Here is an 18,646-nt window from a genome sequence, read left to right on the forward strand (position 1 = left end):
CGGACACCAAAAAAACGCGGGCCTGTGAGGGCGCCGCGTTTTTTATTGCCTGCACATCAGAAGTCCAGCGCAACACCTACGTTGATGCCTTGTTGGGTGAAGTCGTCGTCCTTGCGAATGTTATAGCTGGCGCGCAGTGCCAGGTCCTTGGTGAGGTTGTGGCTCACCCCCAGGTTCACACGTTGCAAGTGACTTTGCGGGGTGTAGCCTTCCAGCGTGAACTGGTTGTTCGGCAGGCTGTTGAGGTTGATGTCCACGTCCTGGGTGTCGTCGTTGTACTCACGCTCGATTGCCGCTTCGCCGAACACCTGGGTTTGCGGGGTGATCTGGTATTTGCCCTGCAGGCCAGCGCCCAGGCGCCGGGAAATACGCTCCTGATCGGCAAAGGTCAGCGCCGTGGAATTGTTGCCGTCCTCCGAGTAACCATCGACTTGTACCTTGGAGAAGTCGGCGCTGACAAACGGCGACAGGTGCCATGGGCTGCTGGCTTGTTGCGCAATGTCGTAACCCACGCGTGCGCTGAAGGCTTCGACGTATCCGCTGGTATCGCCTTTTTCGCCGCGTTCGTTGACGCCCAGTTGGAATTTACGCTTGAGGCTGTCGTAATCCAGATGCCCGGCCGTCAACGCTGCGTCAGCCCACACACGGTTTTGCTGGTACTGGGCGAATGCCGTGCCCAGGTAAGTGTTGAGCTTGTAGTCGGAGTCGTTGTTGCCGGCTTCGAGTTCCTGGTTATAGAAACCGGCGACCAGACCAACACGCCAGGCATCGTCGAGACGATAGCTGCCGCCGATGTTCAGGTTGGCGCCGTTGCCGTCGGCGCTTGCCACGCTGTCCTGACCGTCAAAGTCCTGATGCTGTCCGCCGCCGGAAACAATGGCTCGCCATTGGCCGACACCTTGCCAGTTTTCCCAATCGGCCAGCCACTGGTTGCGCAATTCATCCTGATGCGCGCGCACGGTGCCCTGGGCCATTTCCGGCAACAGGGTCAGCTCCCACGGCGCCGCCAGCAGGGAGTACGCGTAATCGGCGATCAGGCGCTGCCCGGCTTCGGTGGGGTGCACCGAGTCGTTGTAGATCAGCTTGGTCGGGTCCGGCGTGGCGCTGTTGATGCCGTAGCGGGCGTTCTCGGTGCAACCGTTGCCGCTGAAGCAGGTGGTGATGAGGTTCTGGTCGGTGGCCAGGCCAAACTGTGCCGGGTTGGCGAACGTCTCTTTGAGCAATACCGGAATGTTCAGCGGGATGACTTCGGCATTGATGTTTTGCAGTCGGCTTACCAGTTCAGTGTTGAACTGGGCGCTGAGCTGGGACGTGAACGCTTGCAGCGGGGTGCCGTTGAATGCGGGGGTAAAGCCGATATCGGGTAGCAACCAGACCATGACGTATCTGGCGCCGGCGGTTTGCAGCGTCTGCACGCTATCGGCCAGGCGGTCGGCGGCGGCACTGGCCTGTGGCAGGCTGGTGACGCGTCCTTGCAAGAAGTCGTTACCGCCACCTGACAGGTAATACAGTGCGTTCGGGTCGGCACGGAAGTTATTGGATGGAAGATAGCCGGCCCGGGTGCGTTCGCCGGTGGCGGAGGTGCTGGTAATCGAATCAAGAATCTGGTCGGTACGGTAGCCGCCTACAGCCCAGTTGTTACCATCGGGCTGGCCGTTGTTGGCGCGTACCGCCGAAGATGATGAAGCGGTCTGGTCCGCCGAGAACCCCAGTTTTCCGCCCAGAATCTGTGTGGAGTTGAGCGAGCGGACTTCGCCGCTGCCATCCAGGTACACCGGCCCGGTCCGGTTGGTGAAGCGCTGCGTCGCCCCGGCAGGCCCGCCCGTGTCGGCAAAGGTCCCTGCATCGTTGAGGCTGTCCCCGAAGACAACGAAATTTGTATAAGGATTAGGTGCGGCGTTCGCCTGGGCGCATGCGATCGCGAGCAAGCATCCTGCGAGCGGTACAAACAACGTCTGTTTGATCATGAGCAAGTCCGTTTATTTATTGTTTTAGTGAACGAAACGACAGTACCAAAAACTTCCGGCCTTTTGCCATCTGTCGCGAAGCCTTTGATAGTTTCGCGGGCAGCACCCCCGGCGATATTGCGCGCTCTGCCCAGCTAAGTTACTGTGCCGGGACGTACGAACGAGACCTTCCCCGTGTTGATCATCAGTAAACTCCTGGATCAAGTCATCAAGGCACACGCCCGCTGGCGTTGGCGCGCCTGAATTCTTTTGCCGGCTTCGCCGGACCTGTACCGCTTTGCCTTCTTTACCTGTTTGAAATGCCGCTTTGCTGGCGCTACACCGGCACCTGACAAAGTGCAGCGCTCTGCGGGTAAATCATTCGAAGGCCATCTTTAAAGTCAGTGAATTCAAGAGGTTCTTAACGCCATGTTGCTGATGATCGATAACTACGACTCCTTTACCTACAACGTTGTGCAGTACCTGGGCGAGCTCGGCTCCCAGGTTAAAGTCGTGCGCAACGATGAACTGACCATCGCTGAAATCGAAGCCCTCAACCCTGAACGCATCGTTGTGTCCCCCGGTCCTTGCACCCCGACCGAAGCCGGCATCTCGATTGAAGCGATCAAGCATTTCGCCGGCAAGCTACCGATTCTTGGCGTCTGCCTCGGCCACCAATCCATCGGCCAGGCTTTTGGCGGTGATGTGGTGCGCGCCCGCCAAGTGATGCATGGTAAGACTAGCCCGGTATTTCACGAGGACAAGGGTGTATTCGAAGGCCTGAATCGTCCGCTGACGGTGACCCGCTATCATTCGTTGATCGTCAAGCGCGAAACCCTGCCCGATTGCCTGGAGCTGACGGCCTGGACCCAGCTCGAAGACGGCTCGGTCGACGAGATCATGGGCCTGCGTCACAAGACCCTGAACATCGAGGGCGTGCAGTTTCACCCGGAATCGATCCTCACCGAGCAGGGCCACGAACTGTTCGCCAACTTCCTCAAACAAACCGGCGGCACGCGCTAAGGACTTTTCATGAATATCAAGACAGCCCTGAGCCGCATCGTCGATCACCTCGACCTCAGTACCGATGAAATGCGCGACGTCATGCGCGAAATCATGACCGGGCAATGCACTGACGCGCAGATCGGCGCGTTCATGATGGCCATGCGCATGAAGAGCGAAAGCATCGACGAAATCGTCGGTGCCGTGTCGGTGATGCGCGAACTGGCGGACAAGGTCGAACTCAAGACCCTCGACGGTGTGGTCGATGTGGTGGGCACCGGCGGTGACGGCGCCAATATCTTCAACGTGTCGACCGCTTCCGCTTTCGTGGTTTCGGCGGCCGGTTGTACGGTCGCCAAACACGGCAACCGTGCAGTCTCGGGCAAGAGCGGCAGTGCCGACCTGCTGGAGGCGGCCGGTATCTATCTGAACCTGACGCCGGTGCAGGTGGCGCGCTGTATTGACAATGTTGGTATTGGTTTCATGTTTGCCCAGACTCACCACAGCGCGATGAAGTACGCCGCCGGCCCGCGTCGGGATCTGGGTCTGCGTACTTTGTTTAACATGCTCGGCCCGCTTACGAATCCGGCCGGTGTGAAGCATCAGGTGGTCGGCGTATTTACCCAGGCCTTGTGCCGGCCGCTGGCGGAAGTGTTGCAGCGCCTGGGCAGCAAGCATGTGCTGGTGGTGCATTCGAAGGATGGCCTGGACGAATTCAGCCTGGCCGCGCCGACCTTTGTCGCTGAACTGAAGGACGGCCAGGTCACCGAGTATTGGGTCGAACCGGAAGACCTGGGCATGAAGAGCCAGAGCCTGCATGGCTTGGCCGTGGAAAGCCCGGCGGCTTCCCTGGAACTGATTCGCGATGCCCTGGGCAAGCGCAAGACCGAGAACGGTCAGAAAGCGGCCGAGATGATCGTGCTCAATGCCGGTGCCGCACTATACGCGGCCGACCTTGCCAGCAGCCTGAAAGAAGGCGTTGCCTTGGCGCACGATGCGCTGCACACCGGCCTCGCTCGAGAAAAGCTTGAGGAGCTGGGTGCATTTACCGCGGTATTCAAAGTGGAGAATGAGGGATGAGTGTACCGACGGTTCTGGAAAAGATTCTGGCGCGCAAGGTTGAGGAAGTCGCCGAGCGTAGCGCTCGCGTCAGCCTCGCCGAGCTGGAAAATCTGGCCAAGGCGGCCGATGCACCCCGAGGTTTTGCCAAGGCGTTGCTGGCCCAGGCCAAGTTGAAGCAACCGGCAGTCATTGCAGAAATCAAGAAAGCCTCGCCGAGCAAAGGCGTGATCCGCGAGAACTTCGTTCCCGCCGACATCGCCAGAAGCTACGAGAAGGGCGGTGCGACCTGCCTGTCGGTGCTCACCGATATCGATTATTTCCAGGGCGCTGATACCTACCTGCAACAGGCACGTGCCGCGTGCAACCTGCCGGTGATCCGCAAGGACTTCATGATCGATCCGTACCAGATCGTCGAAGCCCGGGCCCTGGGGGCCGATTGCGTGCTCTTGATCGTTTCCGCGCTGGATGACGTGAAAATGGCCGAGCTGGCAGCCGTGGCCAAAAGCGTCAACCTCGATGTGCTGGTGGAAGTCCACGACGGCGACGAACTGGAGCGGGCCTTGAAAACCCTCGATACTCCGCTGGTTGGCGTGAACAACCGTAACCTGCACACCTTCGATGTCAGCCTGGAAACCACCCTCGACCTGTTGCCGCGTATCCCGCGTGATCGGCTGGTGATCACCGAGAGCGGCATCCTCAACCGCGCCGATGTCGAGCTGATGGAAATCAGCGACGTCTACGCGTTCCTGGTCGGTGAAGCCTTCATGCGTGCCGAAAGCCCGGGTACCGAGTTGCAGCGTCTGTTCTTCCCTGAGCGCGGCGTGCCTGTCAGCGGCTCAACCCTAGACTAAAAAGCATCGCGAGCAAGCTCGCTCCCACAGGGTTTGATGGTGGCCACAAAATCTATGAGCTGCCGGGATCAAATGTGGGAGCGAGCTTGCTCGCGATAGCGGCATAAGAAGCACCACAGACTTTATGTCCTACGGAATACCTTATGACCTCACCTATTTCCCTGACCATCGAAGCCGGCCTGCAAGCCGAACAGGACTTGCTGGCATCGGTATGCGCCGGCGACGCAGAGTTCGGCCTGCTGTTCTGGCAGCCGAGCGATCGGGCGCTGGTCATGCCGCGCCGTTTGAACCGCCTGCCCGGTTTCGAGGCTGCATGTGAAGTGTCGGCGGCGGCAGGTTGGCCGGTGTTGTTGCGTGAAACCGGTGGCGAGCCGGTGCCGCAATCGGCCTCGACCATCAACATCGCACTGGTTTACGCGCCGCCGCGCAGCGAAGGGGATCTGAATCGCATCGAAACCGGTTACCACCGTTTGTGCGATCCGATTTGTCAGTTGCTGGATGAGTTGGGTGGTAGTTCGTCCCTGGGTGAAATCGAAGGCGCTTTCTGTGACGGTCGCTTCAACGTCAACCTCGATGGACGCAAAATGGTCGGAACCGCCCAGCGCTGGCGCCAGAGTCAGGGTGGGCAGCGCCCGGTAGGACTGGTGCACGGAGCGATGCTGATCGATAACGAGCGAGCGTCAATGGTCGCCGCGGTCAATCGTTTCAACGAGGCCTGCGATCTGGAGCAACGGGTACGCGCCGAAAGCCACATCGCGCTGCATGAGAAGTTCGCGGCACCCAATGCACTGGCACGTCTGGACGAACTCTACCGGTTGATGCTGGCGCAGATGTTCAGCGGCTAGGTTTTCGAGCTTATCGCGTACCGAAGACCACCATGGTCTTGCCTTTGACGTCCACCAGGTTGCGTTCTTCAAGATCCTTGAGCACGCGACCGACCATCTCCCGCGAACAACCGACAATCCGCCCGATTTCCTGGCGGGTCACCTTGATTTGCATGCCATCGGGGTGCGTCATGGCGTCTGGCTGTTTGCACAGCTCCAGCAGACAGCGTGCGACTCGACCGGTTACATCAAAGAATGCCAGGTCACCGACCTTGCGCGTAGTGTTGCGCAGGCGCTGTGCGATTTGTCCGCTGAGGACGTAAAGAATATCCGGATCCTGCAGGGACAACTCGCGGAATTTCGCGTAGCTGATTTCTGCGACTTCGCATTCAACCTTGGCCCGCACCCAGGCGCTGCGCTCCTGTTCCAGGCCAGCCTGCTCAAACAGACCCAACTCGCCGAAAAAGTCCCCGGGGTTCAGGTAGGAAATGATCATTTCCCGGCCGTCGTCATCTTCGATCAGGATGGTGACTGAGCCTTTGATGATGAAGAACAGCGTTTCCGAGCGGTCGCCGGCACAAATGATGTTGCTCTTGGCCTGATAACGGCGGCGCTGGCAATGCATCAACAGCTTGTCGACGTTCTTGATCTTGGGGTTGGGGGCAATAGCAACCATGGTTGTATCCCGAAAAGACTGCACGGTGTGTTTGGTTTTTATAAATAGTGAACGCTGGAGTAAAGCTGGCCATGCGCCATTGAATTGGCGTCAGCTTAACAGACACTTCCTGCAATATTCGAGCATTTACCTACAAGGCGGTGGGATATGTCCTAGGATGCCGGGCGCTGTCAATCACGGGGCCTGTGCTAAGCTGGCGACCCTTTTTTATACAGTGGAGTCTTGGCGATGAAGGCACGCATCCAATGGGCTGGCGAAGCCATGTTCCTCGGCGAATCCGGTAGCGGTCATGTCGTGGTCATGGACGGTCCGCCCGATGCCGGCGGACGTAACCTGGGTGTCCGGCCGATGGAAATGTTGCTGCTGGGTGTCGGCGGTTGCAGCAATTTCGATGTGGTCAGCATCCTCAAGAAGTCCCGCCAGGCGGTCGAAAGCTGTGAGGCCTTCCTCGAAGCCGAGCGCGCGACCGAAGATCCAAAGGTGTTCACCAAGATCCACATGCATTTCGTGGTCAAGGGCCGCGGGCTGAAAGAAGCCCAGGTCAAACGTGCCATCGAGCTGTCTGCCGAGAAGTATTGCTCGGCCTCGATCATGCTCGGCGCGGCCGGTGTCGAGATTACTCACGACTACGAAATCATCGAGCTCGGTTGAATCGACATTCAACTATCATAAAAGCAGTGCAGACTCTGGCGATCCCAAGCTGACGTCTGCATAATGCGCCACTTTTTTCAGGGTAGTGGCCCGTCAGCCGACAGGCCTCGCACCCGAACAGACAACCAAAATCGCCATCGCGAAGAGGTGTTAACCGTCCTACGCAGGTGCGTTGTTCGCATCTGACGGGCATGCTTGATCACGCGGCCGGGCCGCAAACACATAGAGAGTTTTTAACGGTGAAAAGCAAACTCAAGCTCCACGGGTTCAATAACCTGACAAAGACCTTGAGCTTCAACATCTATGACATCTGCTACGCGGAAACTCCGCAAGACCAGCAGGCTTACGTCGAGTACATCAATAAAGAGTACAACGCGAAACGCCTGACGCAGATCCTCACGGAAGTTGTCGATATCATTGGTGCCAACATCCTGAACATTGCCAGTCAGGACTATGAGCCACAGGGCGCCAGCGTCACGATTCTGATTTCTGAAGAACCGGTGACCCCGACCGATAGCCAGATCGAAGAGTCCCCGGGCCCGTTGCCCGAAATCATCCTGGCCCACCTCGACAAGAGCCACATCACGGTGCACACGTACCCGGAAATCCATCCGGACGACGGCATTGCAACCTTCCGTGTGGACATCGACGTGTCGACTTGCGGGGTCATTTCACCGCTTAAAGCGCTCAACTTCCTGATTCACCAGTTCGATTCGGACATCGTGACCGTGGATTACCGTGTGCGCGGCTTCACCCGTGACGTTGAAGGCAAAAAACACTTCATCGACCACGAGATCAATTCGATCCAGAACTACCTCTCCGATGACACTTACGACGCGTACCAGATGACCGACGTGAACGTGTACCAGGAAAACCTGTTCCACACCAAGATGCTGCTGAAGAACTTCGAACTGGATAACTACCTGTTCGGCGACGCCACCAGCAACCTGTCCTCTGAGCAGCGCGCCCAGGTGACCGAGCGGGTGAAACACGAAATGCTCGAAATCTTCTACGCGCGCAATATGGCGTAAGATTTTCGGACACAAAAAAGGCGACTCCCTCACGGCAGTCGCCTTTTTTATGTCTTGCCCTTGTAGGAGCAAGCTTGCTCGCGATGGACGTTAACGATAACGCGTGTTTTCTGGGTAAACGCGTTGCCCTCAGGTTTATCGCGAGCAAGCTCGCTCCTACAAAAATCTGAAATCAGATCCGATAAGTACTCTTGGTCATCACCTTGGCCATCAGGCTCATCCCGAACTTCACCGGTGCCGGAAAGCGGAACCCGCCAGCATCCAGCGCACTTTCGGCATGTTGTTCTTCATCGATACGCATCTGTTCAAGAATCGCCCGGGATTTTTCATCCTCGGCCGGCAATTGCTCCAGATGTTCGTTCAGGTGTTTGCACACCTGGTCTTCCGTTGCCGCAACGAACCCCAGGCTGACTTTGTCGCTGATCAGGCCAGCCACTGCGCCAATCCCGAACGACATGCCATAAAACAGCGGGTTGAGGATGCTGGTGTGGCTACCCAGTTGATGGATGCGTTGTTCGCACCAGACCAAGTGATCGATTTCTTCTTCGGCGGCATGCTCCATCGCAGCACGCACTTGCGGCAGCTTGGCGGTCAGTGCCTGTCCCTGGTACAGCGCCTGGGCGCAGACTTCGCCGGTGTGGTTGATGCGCATCAGGCCGGCAACGTGGCGCGTGTCTTCGTCGCTCATTTTCGCATCCGGCTGCACGATGGCGGGCGACGGACGGTACGGCTGGCCGCTGAAGGGCAGCAGTGTGCGCATCGCGGCATCGGCTTGCAGCAGAAGGCGGTCAATTGGCGAGTAGTGACGTTGGGTTGTCATGCTGACCTCCGGGGGAATTTCGGCGGCCAGTTTAACCCAATCGGCCGGGGAAGGTTTGCGCTGGGTCATTGTGATGCAGAGACTGTGACAGTGTCGTGATGCCTTTTGTGGGAGCGGGCTTGCTCGCGAAGAGGGTCTGACATTCAGCATCCATGCTGGCTGATACTCCGTCTTCGCGATCAAGTCGGGTCGCCGCACCGCCGCTCCCACAGGGGGAGGCAGTAATCAGCCCGGCGGCCAGTGCATCTGGCGCTGACCCAGTACGTGCATATGTATGTGATAGACAGTTTGCCCACCCAGTTCATTGCAGTTCATGACGACGCGGAAGCCGTCTTCGCAACCCAGTTCCTTTGCCAGGCGCTGGGCGGTGAACAGGATGTGCCCCGCCAATGTCTTGTCGTCCTCGGTCAGGTCGTTCAGGGTGCGAACGGGTTTCTTCGGGACCACCAGGAAATGTACCGGTGCCTGTGGGGCAATGTCGTGGAAGGCCAGTACCTGGTCGTCCTCGTAAATGATCTTCGCCGGGATTTCCCGGTTGATGATCTTGGTGAACAGAGTATCCACAGCTGTTTTCTCCGTTGTTTGGGCTGGCCTGAGTGTACTCATGGCGTATGCCTGCGCCCAGCCTTTTACCTTGGGTTGGATCAGCGCGGGCAGTAGGCCTTGTTGACCATGCCGGCGATTGTGCGAGTCAGCCACCGCGAGCCAAGCCGCGGCAGGAAGGCGAACCAGCGGTTGCGCCGCCCGGGAATGATGATCGCCTTGTTCTTTTCCAGTGCGCGCACGGTGTAGAGCGCCACTTCCTCGGGGCTCATCAGCAGTTTGCTGTTGGTCAGCTTTTCGCTGTCGAGTTGCGCGGTACGGAAAAACGCCGTGCGGGTCGGCCCGGGGCAGAGCACCGAAACCTTGATCGCACACTTTTTCAGTTCGACGCGCAATCCTTCGGAAAAGTGCAGCACATACGCCTTGCTGGCGTAATAGGTGCTCATCCACGGCCCCGGCTGAAACGCCGCCACAGAGGCCACATTCAGAATCTGCCCGCCGCCTTGCAGGGCCATGCTGTTGCCGATGGCATGGCACAGGCGGGTGAGGGCGAGGATGTTCACTTCGATCAGGTCTTGCTCGGTCATCCAGTCCTGGGCCAGAAACGGGCCGCATGTGCCGATACCGGCGCAGTTGACCAGCAGATCGATTTGCCGGTCGCCTTCTTCCAGCTCCAGCAGGAATCCGGACAGGCGCAGTGGTTCGCCCAGGTCGCAGGCACGGAACAGCACTTCCACGCCGAACCGTTGGGTCAGTTCAATCGCAATACTTTCCAGCTGATCACGTTGTCGGGCCACCAGAATCAGGCTGCGGCCGCGCCGGGCCAGCGCTTCGGCCATTGCCAGGCCGATGCCGCTGGAGGCGCCAGTGATCAGAGCGTAACGGGTCATGCAGTTCTCCATCGCAACAGCTCCGCGCCGCGACGCAGGTGTCAGGGGCCAGGAGCGCTGTTCATTCTTTCGCAGAGTCTACAGGGGGCTGGGCCTCTTCGGCTGCATCGTCGGAGGAATTTGGCACCGGTTCGACCTCGACTTCGATTTCATCGGTGGTGACCGAACTGCTGTCGTAGCTGCTCTGGGCGGCACTTTTGTATTCTTCCCGTATCGCTGTGAGACCACCGGCCAGCGAGCCGAACAGAACCAGCGCGATAACGATCAGCCACAGCGAAGACAGTACCTTGACTGCGGTACTGTTCGGCGGAGGCGGCGGGCCGTAGCGGTTGGCGGTGTCGTTGCCCGGCACAACCATGATCACGAACGGAAAGAAACTGCCAACGAACGGCACCAGGTTCAGCAGCCACAGCCAGCCGGACCAGCCGACATCGTGCAAACGTTGAACGGTGATCTGGATGCTGACGAATACAAATCCGACGAACAGGATAAAGGCCAGCAAGCTGCCCAATATCAGGCCGGCGGTCGAATCCGCGCCGATGATAGCCAGGGCGACCAAGGCAAACACCCCGCAAACGGCCAGGAGCACAGTTGACAGCACCAGCGTCCAGGCGAGGTAGCGCAAGCGGCCGATACGGCCATCGAAACTGAAGGGTTTGAGCGTGGCGAATTCCGCTACGGCTTCGCCGACGGGCGCGCGCGGCGGCGCGTAAGGGGACTGCGGATCTGCAAAAGGCGCCTGGCTGCCGGCCGGAGCATGGTCATGAACGTCGGCGAGGTTCAGCTCGATCGGCGTTTCGGCTTCGATGCGGGCGTCGATACCGGTTTTGCTCAGCGCCTGGAGATAGGTCTGGGCATCGGCGTGCGACAGGTTGCGTTTGAGCGCTACCGGACGCCCGGTGAACAGGCGCTCAATGGCCGTGACATCGCTTTTGAACAAATCGGCGAGATTGAGCTTTGCCGTAGTGATGTCGACACCGGGCAGCAAGGCGCCCTCGAATACGATTTTGAAATGATTTTCGCCCATGTGCGAAGCATCCTTGTCGCGAGAGGTTGAAAGAACAATGTTGTGCCCGGGCGAGTGTAAGTCCGGCCGGGCAAGACTGGCCAAGGTTTGCTGTCAGCGCGGCCAGCGTTTTGGCAGCTGGGCGGCATGCTCCAGGGCCTGGCGGTACTCCGCGTCGAGACGCGCAATCAACTGCTCGACACTCGGCAAGTCTTCGATTTCTCCCACGCCCTGGCCTGCAGACCAAACGGTCTTCCAGGCTTTGGCCTCATCGATCACGGGTTTGAGCTTGGAACCGAAGTTGATCTCGCCCTTGCCTTGCAAGGCGGCCATGTCGAAACCGGCGGCCTCCAGGCTCTTGCGCATGAAGCTCGCGGGGACACCCGACACGGCTGGAGTATGGATGATGTCTGCCGCTTTGGATGTCAGCAGCATTTCTTTGTAGGCGTCGGGCGCGTGACTTTCGGTCGTGCCGATAAATCGTGTACCAAAGTAGGCCAGATCCGCGCCGAGCAATTGAGCGGCAAGAATTTCGTGGCCGTGGTTCAAACAGCCGGCCAGTAACAGGGTCTTGTCGAAAAACTGGCGGATTTCGGCAATCAGTGAGAACGGGCTCCAGGTCCCCGCGTGTCCACCGGCGCCGGCAGCCACGGCGATCAAGCCATCTACGCCTGCTTCGGCCGCTTTCTCGGCATGACGACGAGTGGTCACATCATGGAACACCAGGCCGCCGTAGCTGTGCACCGCGTCGACCAGCTCTTTCACGGCACCCAGGCTGGTGATCACGATCGGCACTTTGTGCTCGACGCAGATCTGCAGATCCGCCTGTAAACGAGGATTGCTGTTGTGGACGATCAGGTTCACGGCATAAGGCGCGGGATTCTCCATTGTCGCCAGCCCGGCTTCGATTTCTTCCAGCCAGGCCTTGAAACCGCTGCTTTCGCGCTGGTTCAGCGCCGGGAAGCTGCCGACCACGCCCTGGCGACAACAGGCGAGTACCAATTGCGGATTGGAAATCAGGAACATCGGCGCCGCCACTACGGGCAGACGCAAACGTTCTTCGAGCAGAGCGGGCAGCGACATTGGAAGTACCCCGGTAAGTTGTGCCTGGTGGATTTAGAACGGCCGAACGACGACCAGAATTACGATAGCCAGCAATATCAGAACCGGCACTTCATTGAACCAGCGATAAAAGACATGGCTGCGGGTGTTCTCGCCACGGGCAAAACGTTTTACCTGGGCGCCGCACATGTGGTGGTAGCCGATCAGCAACACGACCAGGGTCAGTTTGGCGTGTATCCAGCCACCCTGGCTGAAGATGCCTGGATTGAGGTAGATGAGCCAGCCGCCGAAGATCAGCGTGGCGATCATCGCCGGGCCCATGATGCCCCGGTACAGTTTGCGCTCCATGACGCTGAAGCGTTCCTTGCTGATCGTGTCTTCACTTTGTGCGTGATAAACGAACAGTCGTGGCAAGTAAAACAGGCCGGCAAACCAGCATACGACACTGACGATATGAAACGCTTTGAGCCACAGATAGAGCATTTTTGGTTATTCCCCAATTCACGGTAGTGGGAATAGTAGGGGGTTGAGCGTCCGCACGTCACCTTGACGGTTGTCGCAGGGGCGCGCGGCCCCTATTATCGACGGCTTTCCAGTGGGTTCGTTGAGGGCAGGTTTATGGTCAAGGTCGGTATCGTCGGCGGCACGGGTTACACCGGTGTCGAACTGCTGCGTCTGTTGGCGCAACATCCGCAAGCTGAGGTGGTTGTCATCACTTCCCGATCCGAGGCTGGCCTGGCCGTGGCCGACATGTATCCGAACCTGCGAGGCCATTACGACGGCCTGGCGTTCAGCGTTCCGGACATCAAGACCCTGGGTGCCTGCGATGTGGTGTTCTTCGCCACACCGCACGGTGTTGCCCATGCCTTGGCGGGCGAGTTGCTGGCGGCCGGGACCAAGGTCATCGACCTGTCGGCGGACTTCCGTCTGCAAGATGCGGATGAATGGGCCAAGTGGTACGGCCAGCCGCACGGTGCACCGGAGTTGCTGGACGAGGCGGTCTACGGCTTGCCGGAAGTCAATCGCGAACAGATCAAGAAAGCGCGCCTGATTGCCGTGCCGGGCTGCTATCCAACTGCAACGCAATTGGGTTTCCTGCCATTGCTCGAAGCCGGCCTGGCCGATGCCGCGCATCTGATTGCTGACTGCAAGTCCGGCGTCAGCGGTGCCGGTCGTGGCGCTTCCGTAGGTTCGTTGTACTCCGAGACGTCGGAAAGCATGAAGGCTTATGCGGTCAAAGGTCACCGTCACCTGCCGGAGATTCGCCAGGGGCTGCGTCGCGCAGCAGGCAAGGACGTCGGCCTGACCTTCGTTCCGCACCTGACGCCGATGATTCGTGGCATTCACTCCACACTCTACGCAACTGTTGTTGATCGCTCGGTGGACCTGCAGGCGCTGTTTGAAAAGCGCTACGCCAACGAACCGTTCGTCGATGTGATGCCGACCGGCAGCCATCCGGAGACGCGTAGCGTACGGGGTGCCAACGTCTGCCGCATTGCCGTGCATCGCCCTCAGGACGGTGATCTGGTGGTGGTGCTGTCGGTGATCGACAACCTGGTCAAAGGTGCTTCGGGTCAGGCCGTGCAGAACATGAACATTCTGTTCGGGCTGGATGAGCGTCTGGGCCTGTCCCACGCCGGCATGCTGCCGTAAGCGTTATCGCGTACAGCAAAAGGCCCGTCTGACGGGCCTTTTTGCATTCCGGGCCGGCGACTGGATTGGTTGATATACCATAACAATAGTTGACCGCTTTTCTAGGAGAAGCGGATAATGCGCGTCATCACGCAATATGACGGCGTAACGCCGGGAGATAGTCAGCATGAGCGTCGAATCCTTCACCCCCACGGCTTTGCAATTCACCCACGGTGCCGCGCACAAGGTGAAGAGCCTGGTCGATGAAGAGGGGAATGATCGCTTGAAGCTGCGCGTATTCGTTACGGGCGGCGGTTGTTCAGGTTTTCAGTACGGCTTCACCTTCGATGAAGAAGTGGCCGATGACGACACCATCGTCGAGCGCGAAGGTGTGAGTCTGGTTGTCGATCCGATGAGCTTCCAGTATCTGGCAGGTGCCGAGGTGGACTACCAGGAAGGTCTGGAAGGGTCGCGTTTCGTCATCAAGAACCCGAATGCGACCACCACTTGTGGCTGCGGTTCTTCGTTCTCGATCTGATCAGCGCACCTGTTTCACAGAACGCCGCACGGCCTCAGGGCCTTGCGGCGTTTTGCTGTGTGGAGGGTTTATGCGGGGTAGATGGCGCCCAGTACGCGCAAACCACGGGCGCCGGTAACGCTTGGGCGGTTAGCTGCGATGCCTTCGAGGCAGCAATGAGCCAGCCACGCGAAGGCCATGGCTTCGACCCAGTCAGGATCGACGCCATATGCTGATGTGCTGCTGACTTTCGCCTTCGGCAGCAGACTGGCCAGGCGATTCATCAGTGCGGCGTTATGCGCGCCACCGCCGCAGACCAGCACTTCTTGAGTCTCTTTCTGGGCGCCTTGCAGCGATTCGATGATGGTCAGCGCGGTCAGCTCAAGCAGCGTTGCCTGTACGTCTTCGGCAGCGAAGGTCGGCAGCTGCGCCAGGTGCTGCATCAACCATGGCAGGTTGAAGACTTCCCGGCCGGTGCTCTTCGGGCCTTGGGTGACGAAGAAGGGGTCGCTGAGCAGTGCCTTCAACAGATCGGGTTCAACCTTGCCGCTGGCGGCCCATTGGCCGTCACGGTCATAGGTGTCGCCGCGCTGCTGATGAATCCAGGCATCCAGCAGCACATTCCCTGGGCCGCAGTCGAAACCGGCCACCGGTTTGCCGGGCTCGATCAGGCTGAGGTTGCTGAAACCGCCGATGTTCAGTACGGCAAGGTTGCCGGCCCGCTCTTCGAACAAGGCTTCATGAAAGGCCGGAACCAGCGGAGCGCCTTGACCGCCGGCGGCTACGTCGCGGCTGCGGAAGTCGCTGACCACGGTGATACCCGTCAGCTCGGTCAGCAGCGCCGGGTTGCCGATTTGCACCGTGAAACCGCGCGCTGGCTCATGGCGAATGGTCTGGCCATGGCTGCCAATCGCGCGGATGTCGTCAGGGATGAGGTGCTGTTGAGCGAGGAGGGTATTGATGCCCTGTGCCGCGAGCTTTACCCAGTTTTGCTGGGCGATGGCGGAACGGGCAATCTCGTCCGGACCGCTGGCGCACAAGCCAAGCAGCTCTGTACGCAGGGAATCGGGCATGGGGATGTAGTGCGTGGCGATCAGCCTGATCGCCGGGGTCTGCTCGATCAGCGCGATGTCCAGGCCATCAAGGCTGGTCCCGGACATCACACCTATATAAAGCGCCATGACTTAACGCTTGGCCGAAGCCAGCTGAGTGGCTTTTTCCTGGTCCATGCGCGCCATCAGCGGTTGGCTCTGTGCCAGGAAGCGTGCGCGCTCGGCTTTGGAGATCGGATCGGCCATCGCGACTTTCTGGCCCAGCGGGTCGACGTGCACGCCATTCACCTGGAACTCGTAATGCAGGTGCGGACCGGTGGAGAGACCGGTGGTGCCGATATAGCCAATCACCTGGCCCTGTTTCACCGTGCCGCCAGTCTTCACGCCTTTGGCGAAGCCTTGCATGTGGCCGTAGAGCGTGGTGTAGGTATTGCCGTGCTGAAGGATCACGGTATTGCCGTAGCCACCACGGCGGCCGGCCAGCAACACCTTGCCATCACCGGCAGCCTTGATCGGCGTGCCACGCGGTGCTGCGTAGTCGACGCCTTTGTGGGCGCGGATCTTGTTCAGGATCGGGTGTTTGCGGCCCATGGAAAATTTCGAGCTGATGCGGGCGAAGTCCACCGGTGTGCGGATGAACGCCTTGCGCATGCTGTTGCCGTCAGCGGTGTAGTAACTGCTGTTGCCTTGTTTGTTGGTGTAACGCACGGCGGTGTAGGTTTTGCCGCGGTTGGTGAAGCGCGCCGACAAGATCGGGCCAGTGCCGACGGCCTTGCCGTTGACCACTTTTTGCTCGTAGATCACGTCGAACTCGTCGCCCTGGCGAATATCCTGGGCGAAGTCCACGTCGTAGCCAAACACACTGGCCATGTCCATGGTGAGGCTGTGAGACAAGCCGGCCCGGGTTGCGGACTGCGACAGCGAGCTGTTGATCACGCCATGAACGTAAGCCGAGCGCACGGTTGGTTTTGCGGTAATGCGGTTGAAGGTATAGCCCTTGTCGTTCTTGGTCAGGCTGATGCTTTCGAGGTCGTTGAGCTTGCTGTGCAGGTTGGTCAACTGACCGTCAGGACTCAGTTCGAATTCGAGTTTTTGCCCGTGCTTGAGCTGGCTGAACTGCTTGGCCTGCTTGTCGCTGGCCAGCACGTCGTGCACTGAGGTGGCCGGGAGGCCGACTTTCTCGAACAGCGTAGAGAGGGTGTCACCCTTGGTGACGATCACTTCCCTGTGGCTTGCCGTCTTCTTTTCTTCGACGACCGGCACCGGTGCAGGTTCGGCTTGAGCGGTTTCCTGGGTGTCTTCGGCGCTGTTGTCGATCTGCGCGAAGGGGGAGGTTGCTGGTTCATTTGTGGCTTGAACGGCGTCAGCAGCGTCTTGTTCTTGTGTCAGTTGTTCAGCAGGGCTTTCCAGTTCAAGACTCAGGGTTGTCTTTTTGGCTTCGACATCGCTGGAAGGGAATACCAGGAGCGCCAGACTGAGAAGGGCGGCGATGCCACTTGCAGCAAGCAAGTGGGTCTTCGGGTAAAGCGGCGGCGCTTTAGACGATTCTGTGGTCATAAGTGGTTTTGACTTTGAAAAAGATGAATTGGAAAAGATGAATGACATGATGAAGATGAAATAACTGTATAAAATATAACCAAATCATCTCTGAAGCAAGTCCGTAGGCACTCTGTCTGCGGATTGGCGTCCGTGCGCCGGGCAAACCTTGTATTTGACGCGCGATCTTGTATGGTTGGTTCCCTTTGAATCTGAGCCTTGCGGGTCTGTTATGAAGTCGGTTGAAGAGCAGCTAGCGCTGATCAAACGTGGTGCGGAAGAACTGTTGGTCGAGTCCGAGCTGATTGAAAAGCTCAAGCGTGGCCAGCCGCTACGTATTAAGGCGGGCTTCGATCCAACGGCTCCGGATCTGCACTTGGGTCACACCGTGCTTATTAATAAGCTGCGCCAGTTCCAGGAGCTGGGGCATCAGGTGATCTTCCTGATTGGTGACTTCACCGGAATGATCGGCGACCCGAGCGGCAAGAGTGCCACGCGTCCACCGCTCACTCGCGAGCAAGTCCTCGAGAATGCCGAGACCTACAAGACTCAGGTCTTCAAGATTCTGGATCCGGCAAAAACCGAAGTGGCATTCAACTCCACCTGGATGGATCAGATGGGGCCGGCCGACTTCATTCGCCTGACTTCGCAATACACCGTGGCTCGTATGCTCGAGCGCGATGACTTCGACAAGCGCTACACAACCAATCAGCCAATCGCCATTCATGAGTTCCTTTATCCGCTGGTTCAGGGTTATGACTCTGTAGCTCTGCGCGCAGACGTGGAGCTCGGCGGCACCGATCAGAAGTTCAACTTGCTGATGGGGCGTGAGCTGCAGCGTGGTTATGGTCAGGAAGCCCAGTGCATTTTGACCATGCCGCTGCTTGAAGGTCTGGATGGTGTGAAGAAGATGTCCAAGTCCTTGGGTAACTACGTCGGCATCCAGGAGGCGCCAGGTGTGATGTATGGCAAGCTGGTTTCCATTCCGGATGCGCTGATGTGGCGTTACTTCGAGTTGCTCAGCTTCCGCTCCATGGATGAGATCAATGCGTTCCGCGCTGATGTCGAGGCGGGTGCCAATCCGCGCGATATCAAGATCAAGTTGGCTGAGGAGATCGTTGCGCGCTTCCATGGTGAGGAGGCTGCGGCCAATGCTCATCGTGCCGCCGGTAACCGTATGAAGGATGGCGAGTTGCCGGATGATCTGCCGGAAATCGAATTGACTGCTGCCGAAGACATGCCGATCGCTGCTGTCCTTAATAAAGCGGGGTTGGTTAAGAACTCGGCGGTGGCGCGAGATCTCCTGGGTTCCGGTGGTGTACGTATAGATGGTGAGGTTGTCGATCGCGCCTTTATATACGCACTGGGCGCGACCCATGTTTGCCAGGCCGGGAAGAAGGCATTTGCGCGTATTACGCTCAAATCCGAATAAAGCTGAAATAAGGGGTTGACGGCGAATTCTAGAGGCCTATAATTCGCCCCACTTCCGGCGCAGTCGAAACGGAAAACTCCTTGGTAAACAAAGAGTTACGCAGTTTTCGGCAG

19 protein-coding genes are annotated in these 18,646 nt (G+C 58.6%); 9 read left to right on the forward strand and 10 right to left on the reverse strand.

Annotation, left to right across the window (positions count from 1 at the left end):
- Positions 1 to 56: 56 nt before the first annotated feature.
- On the reverse strand, positions 57 to 1,967 hold the full coding sequence (gene estP / locus AC1Q6Y_RS26850; protein ID WP_090451732.1) for an esterase EstP: 1,911 nt from the start codon (positions 1,965 to 1,967) through the stop codon (positions 57 to 59).
- A gap of 408 nt (positions 1,968 to 2,375) precedes the next feature.
- Between estP and AC1Q6Y_RS26855 the strand changes: the two genes are divergently transcribed.
- From AC1Q6Y_RS26855 to AC1Q6Y_RS26870, 4 genes are all read left to right on the forward strand, one after another.
- Entirely contained in the window at positions 2,376 to 2,969 is a 594-nt protein-coding gene (locus AC1Q6Y_RS26855; RefSeq protein WP_007906885.1) for an aminodeoxychorismate/anthranilate synthase component II, read from the forward strand.
- A 9-nt stretch (positions 2,970 to 2,978) separates the two neighbouring features.
- Positions 2,979 to 4,028, forward strand: a complete 1,050-nt coding sequence (gene trpD / locus AC1Q6Y_RS26860; protein ID WP_492625514.1) for an anthranilate phosphoribosyltransferase — start codon at positions 2,979 to 2,981, stop codon at positions 4,026 to 4,028.
- Positions 4,025 to 4,861, forward strand: a complete 837-nt coding sequence (trpC, locus tag AC1Q6Y_RS26865; RefSeq protein ID WP_492625515.1) for an indole-3-glycerol phosphate synthase TrpC — start codon at positions 4,025 to 4,027, stop codon at positions 4,859 to 4,861. The genes trpD and trpC overlap by 4 nt, the downstream gene beginning before the upstream one ends.
- A gap of 143 nt (positions 4,862 to 5,004) precedes the next feature.
- On the forward strand, positions 5,005 to 5,706 hold the full coding sequence (locus tag AC1Q6Y_RS26870) for a lipoate--protein ligase family protein (protein WP_492625516.1): 702 nt from the start codon (positions 5,005 to 5,007) through the stop codon (positions 5,704 to 5,706).
- Between the two features lie 10 nt (positions 5,707 to 5,716).
- Here AC1Q6Y_RS26870 and crp read toward each other — a convergent pair whose 3' ends face one another.
- Positions 5,717 to 6,361: a cAMP-activated global transcriptional regulator CRP gene (crp, locus tag AC1Q6Y_RS26875; RefSeq protein WP_154861053.1), complete on the reverse strand. Its 645-nt coding sequence runs from the start codon at positions 6,359 to 6,361 to the stop codon at positions 5,717 to 5,719.
- A gap of 228 nt (positions 6,362 to 6,589) precedes the next feature.
- Between crp and AC1Q6Y_RS26880 the strand changes: the two genes are divergently transcribed.
- Entirely contained in the window at positions 6,590 to 7,012 is a 423-nt protein-coding gene (locus AC1Q6Y_RS26880) for an OsmC family protein (RefSeq protein ID WP_008061600.1), read from the forward strand.
- A gap of 239 nt (positions 7,013 to 7,251) precedes the next feature.
- The gene (gene speD, locus AC1Q6Y_RS26885; RefSeq protein WP_057713089.1) at positions 7,252 to 8,043 is read left to right on the forward strand and encodes an adenosylmethionine decarboxylase; all 792 of its coding nucleotides are present in this window, start codon (positions 7,252 to 7,254) and stop codon (positions 8,041 to 8,043) included.
- A 172-nt stretch (positions 8,044 to 8,215) separates the two neighbouring features.
- Here the strand turns inward: speD and coq7 are convergent, their stop codons facing one another.
- The 6 genes from coq7 to hemJ all read right to left on the reverse strand — a co-directional run bounded on the left by coq7 (position 8,216) and on the right by hemJ (position 12,847).
- Positions 8,216 to 8,863: a 2-polyprenyl-3-methyl-6-methoxy-1,4-benzoquinone monooxygenase gene (gene coq7, locus AC1Q6Y_RS26890; protein WP_008051652.1), complete on the reverse strand. Its 648-nt coding sequence runs from the start codon at positions 8,861 to 8,863 to the stop codon at positions 8,216 to 8,218.
- A 225-nt stretch (positions 8,864 to 9,088) separates the two neighbouring features.
- On the reverse strand, positions 9,089 to 9,427 hold the full coding sequence (locus AC1Q6Y_RS26895; RefSeq protein ID WP_057713090.1) for a histidine triad nucleotide-binding protein: 339 nt from the start codon (positions 9,425 to 9,427) through the stop codon (positions 9,089 to 9,091).
- A gap of 80 nt (positions 9,428 to 9,507) precedes the next feature.
- Positions 9,508 to 10,296, reverse strand: a complete 789-nt coding sequence (locus AC1Q6Y_RS26900) for an SDR family NAD(P)-dependent oxidoreductase (RefSeq protein ID WP_032829767.1) — start codon at positions 10,294 to 10,296, stop codon at positions 9,508 to 9,510.
- 61 nt (positions 10,297 to 10,357) lie between these two features.
- Positions 10,358 to 11,323, reverse strand: coding sequence for a DUF805 domain-containing protein (locus tag AC1Q6Y_RS26905; protein ID WP_492625517.1), 966 nt, complete (start codon positions 11,321 to 11,323; stop codon positions 10,358 to 10,360).
- 93 nt (positions 11,324 to 11,416) lie between these two features.
- A complete protein-coding gene (locus AC1Q6Y_RS26910; RefSeq protein ID WP_492625518.1) occupies positions 11,417 to 12,385 on the reverse strand; it encodes an NAD(P)H-dependent flavin oxidoreductase in 969 nt (322 codons plus the stop codon).
- A 33-nt stretch (positions 12,386 to 12,418) separates the two neighbouring features.
- A complete protein-coding gene (hemJ, locus tag AC1Q6Y_RS26915) occupies positions 12,419 to 12,847 on the reverse strand; it encodes a protoporphyrinogen oxidase HemJ (RefSeq protein WP_046039521.1) in 429 nt (142 codons plus the stop codon).
- Positions 12,848 to 12,982: 135 nt separating this feature from the next.
- Here hemJ and argC point away from each other — a divergent pair, with 135 nt between their 5' ends.
- Positions 12,983 to 14,017 carry an N-acetyl-gamma-glutamyl-phosphate reductase gene (gene argC, locus AC1Q6Y_RS26920; protein ID WP_492625519.1) on the forward strand — a complete coding sequence of 345 codons (1,035 nt, stop codon included), beginning with the start codon at positions 12,983 to 12,985 and terminating at the stop codon, positions 14,015 to 14,017.
- Positions 14,018 to 14,183: 166 nt separating this feature from the next.
- Positions 14,184 to 14,534, forward strand: coding sequence for an iron-sulfur cluster insertion protein ErpA (erpA, locus tag AC1Q6Y_RS26925; RefSeq protein WP_007906865.1), 351 nt, complete (start codon positions 14,184 to 14,186; stop codon positions 14,532 to 14,534).
- A gap of 68 nt (positions 14,535 to 14,602) precedes the next feature.
- Here erpA and AC1Q6Y_RS26930 read toward each other — a convergent pair whose 3' ends face one another.
- Together AC1Q6Y_RS26930 and AC1Q6Y_RS26935 are read right to left on the reverse strand one after the other, a co-directional pair.
- Positions 14,603 to 15,694, reverse strand: a complete 1,092-nt coding sequence (locus AC1Q6Y_RS26930; RefSeq protein WP_492625520.1) for an anhydro-N-acetylmuramic acid kinase — start codon at positions 15,692 to 15,694, stop codon at positions 14,603 to 14,605.
- Positions 15,695 to 15,697: 3 nt separating this feature from the next.
- Positions 15,698 to 17,122, reverse strand: a complete 1,425-nt coding sequence (locus AC1Q6Y_RS26935) for a peptidoglycan DD-metalloendopeptidase family protein (protein ID WP_492625521.1) — start codon at positions 17,120 to 17,122, stop codon at positions 15,698 to 15,700.
- A 211-nt stretch (positions 17,123 to 17,333) separates the two neighbouring features.
- Between AC1Q6Y_RS26935 and tyrS the strand changes: the two genes are divergently transcribed.
- Positions 17,334 to 18,533 carry a tyrosine--tRNA ligase gene (gene tyrS / locus AC1Q6Y_RS26940; RefSeq protein ID WP_492625522.1) on the forward strand — a complete coding sequence of 400 codons (1,200 nt, stop codon included), beginning with the start codon at positions 17,334 to 17,336 and terminating at the stop codon, positions 18,531 to 18,533.
- Positions 18,534 to 18,646: the final 113 nt, after the last annotated feature.

It is taken from the genome of Pseudomonas sp. GW823-FHT06E10 (assembly GCF_058794995.1).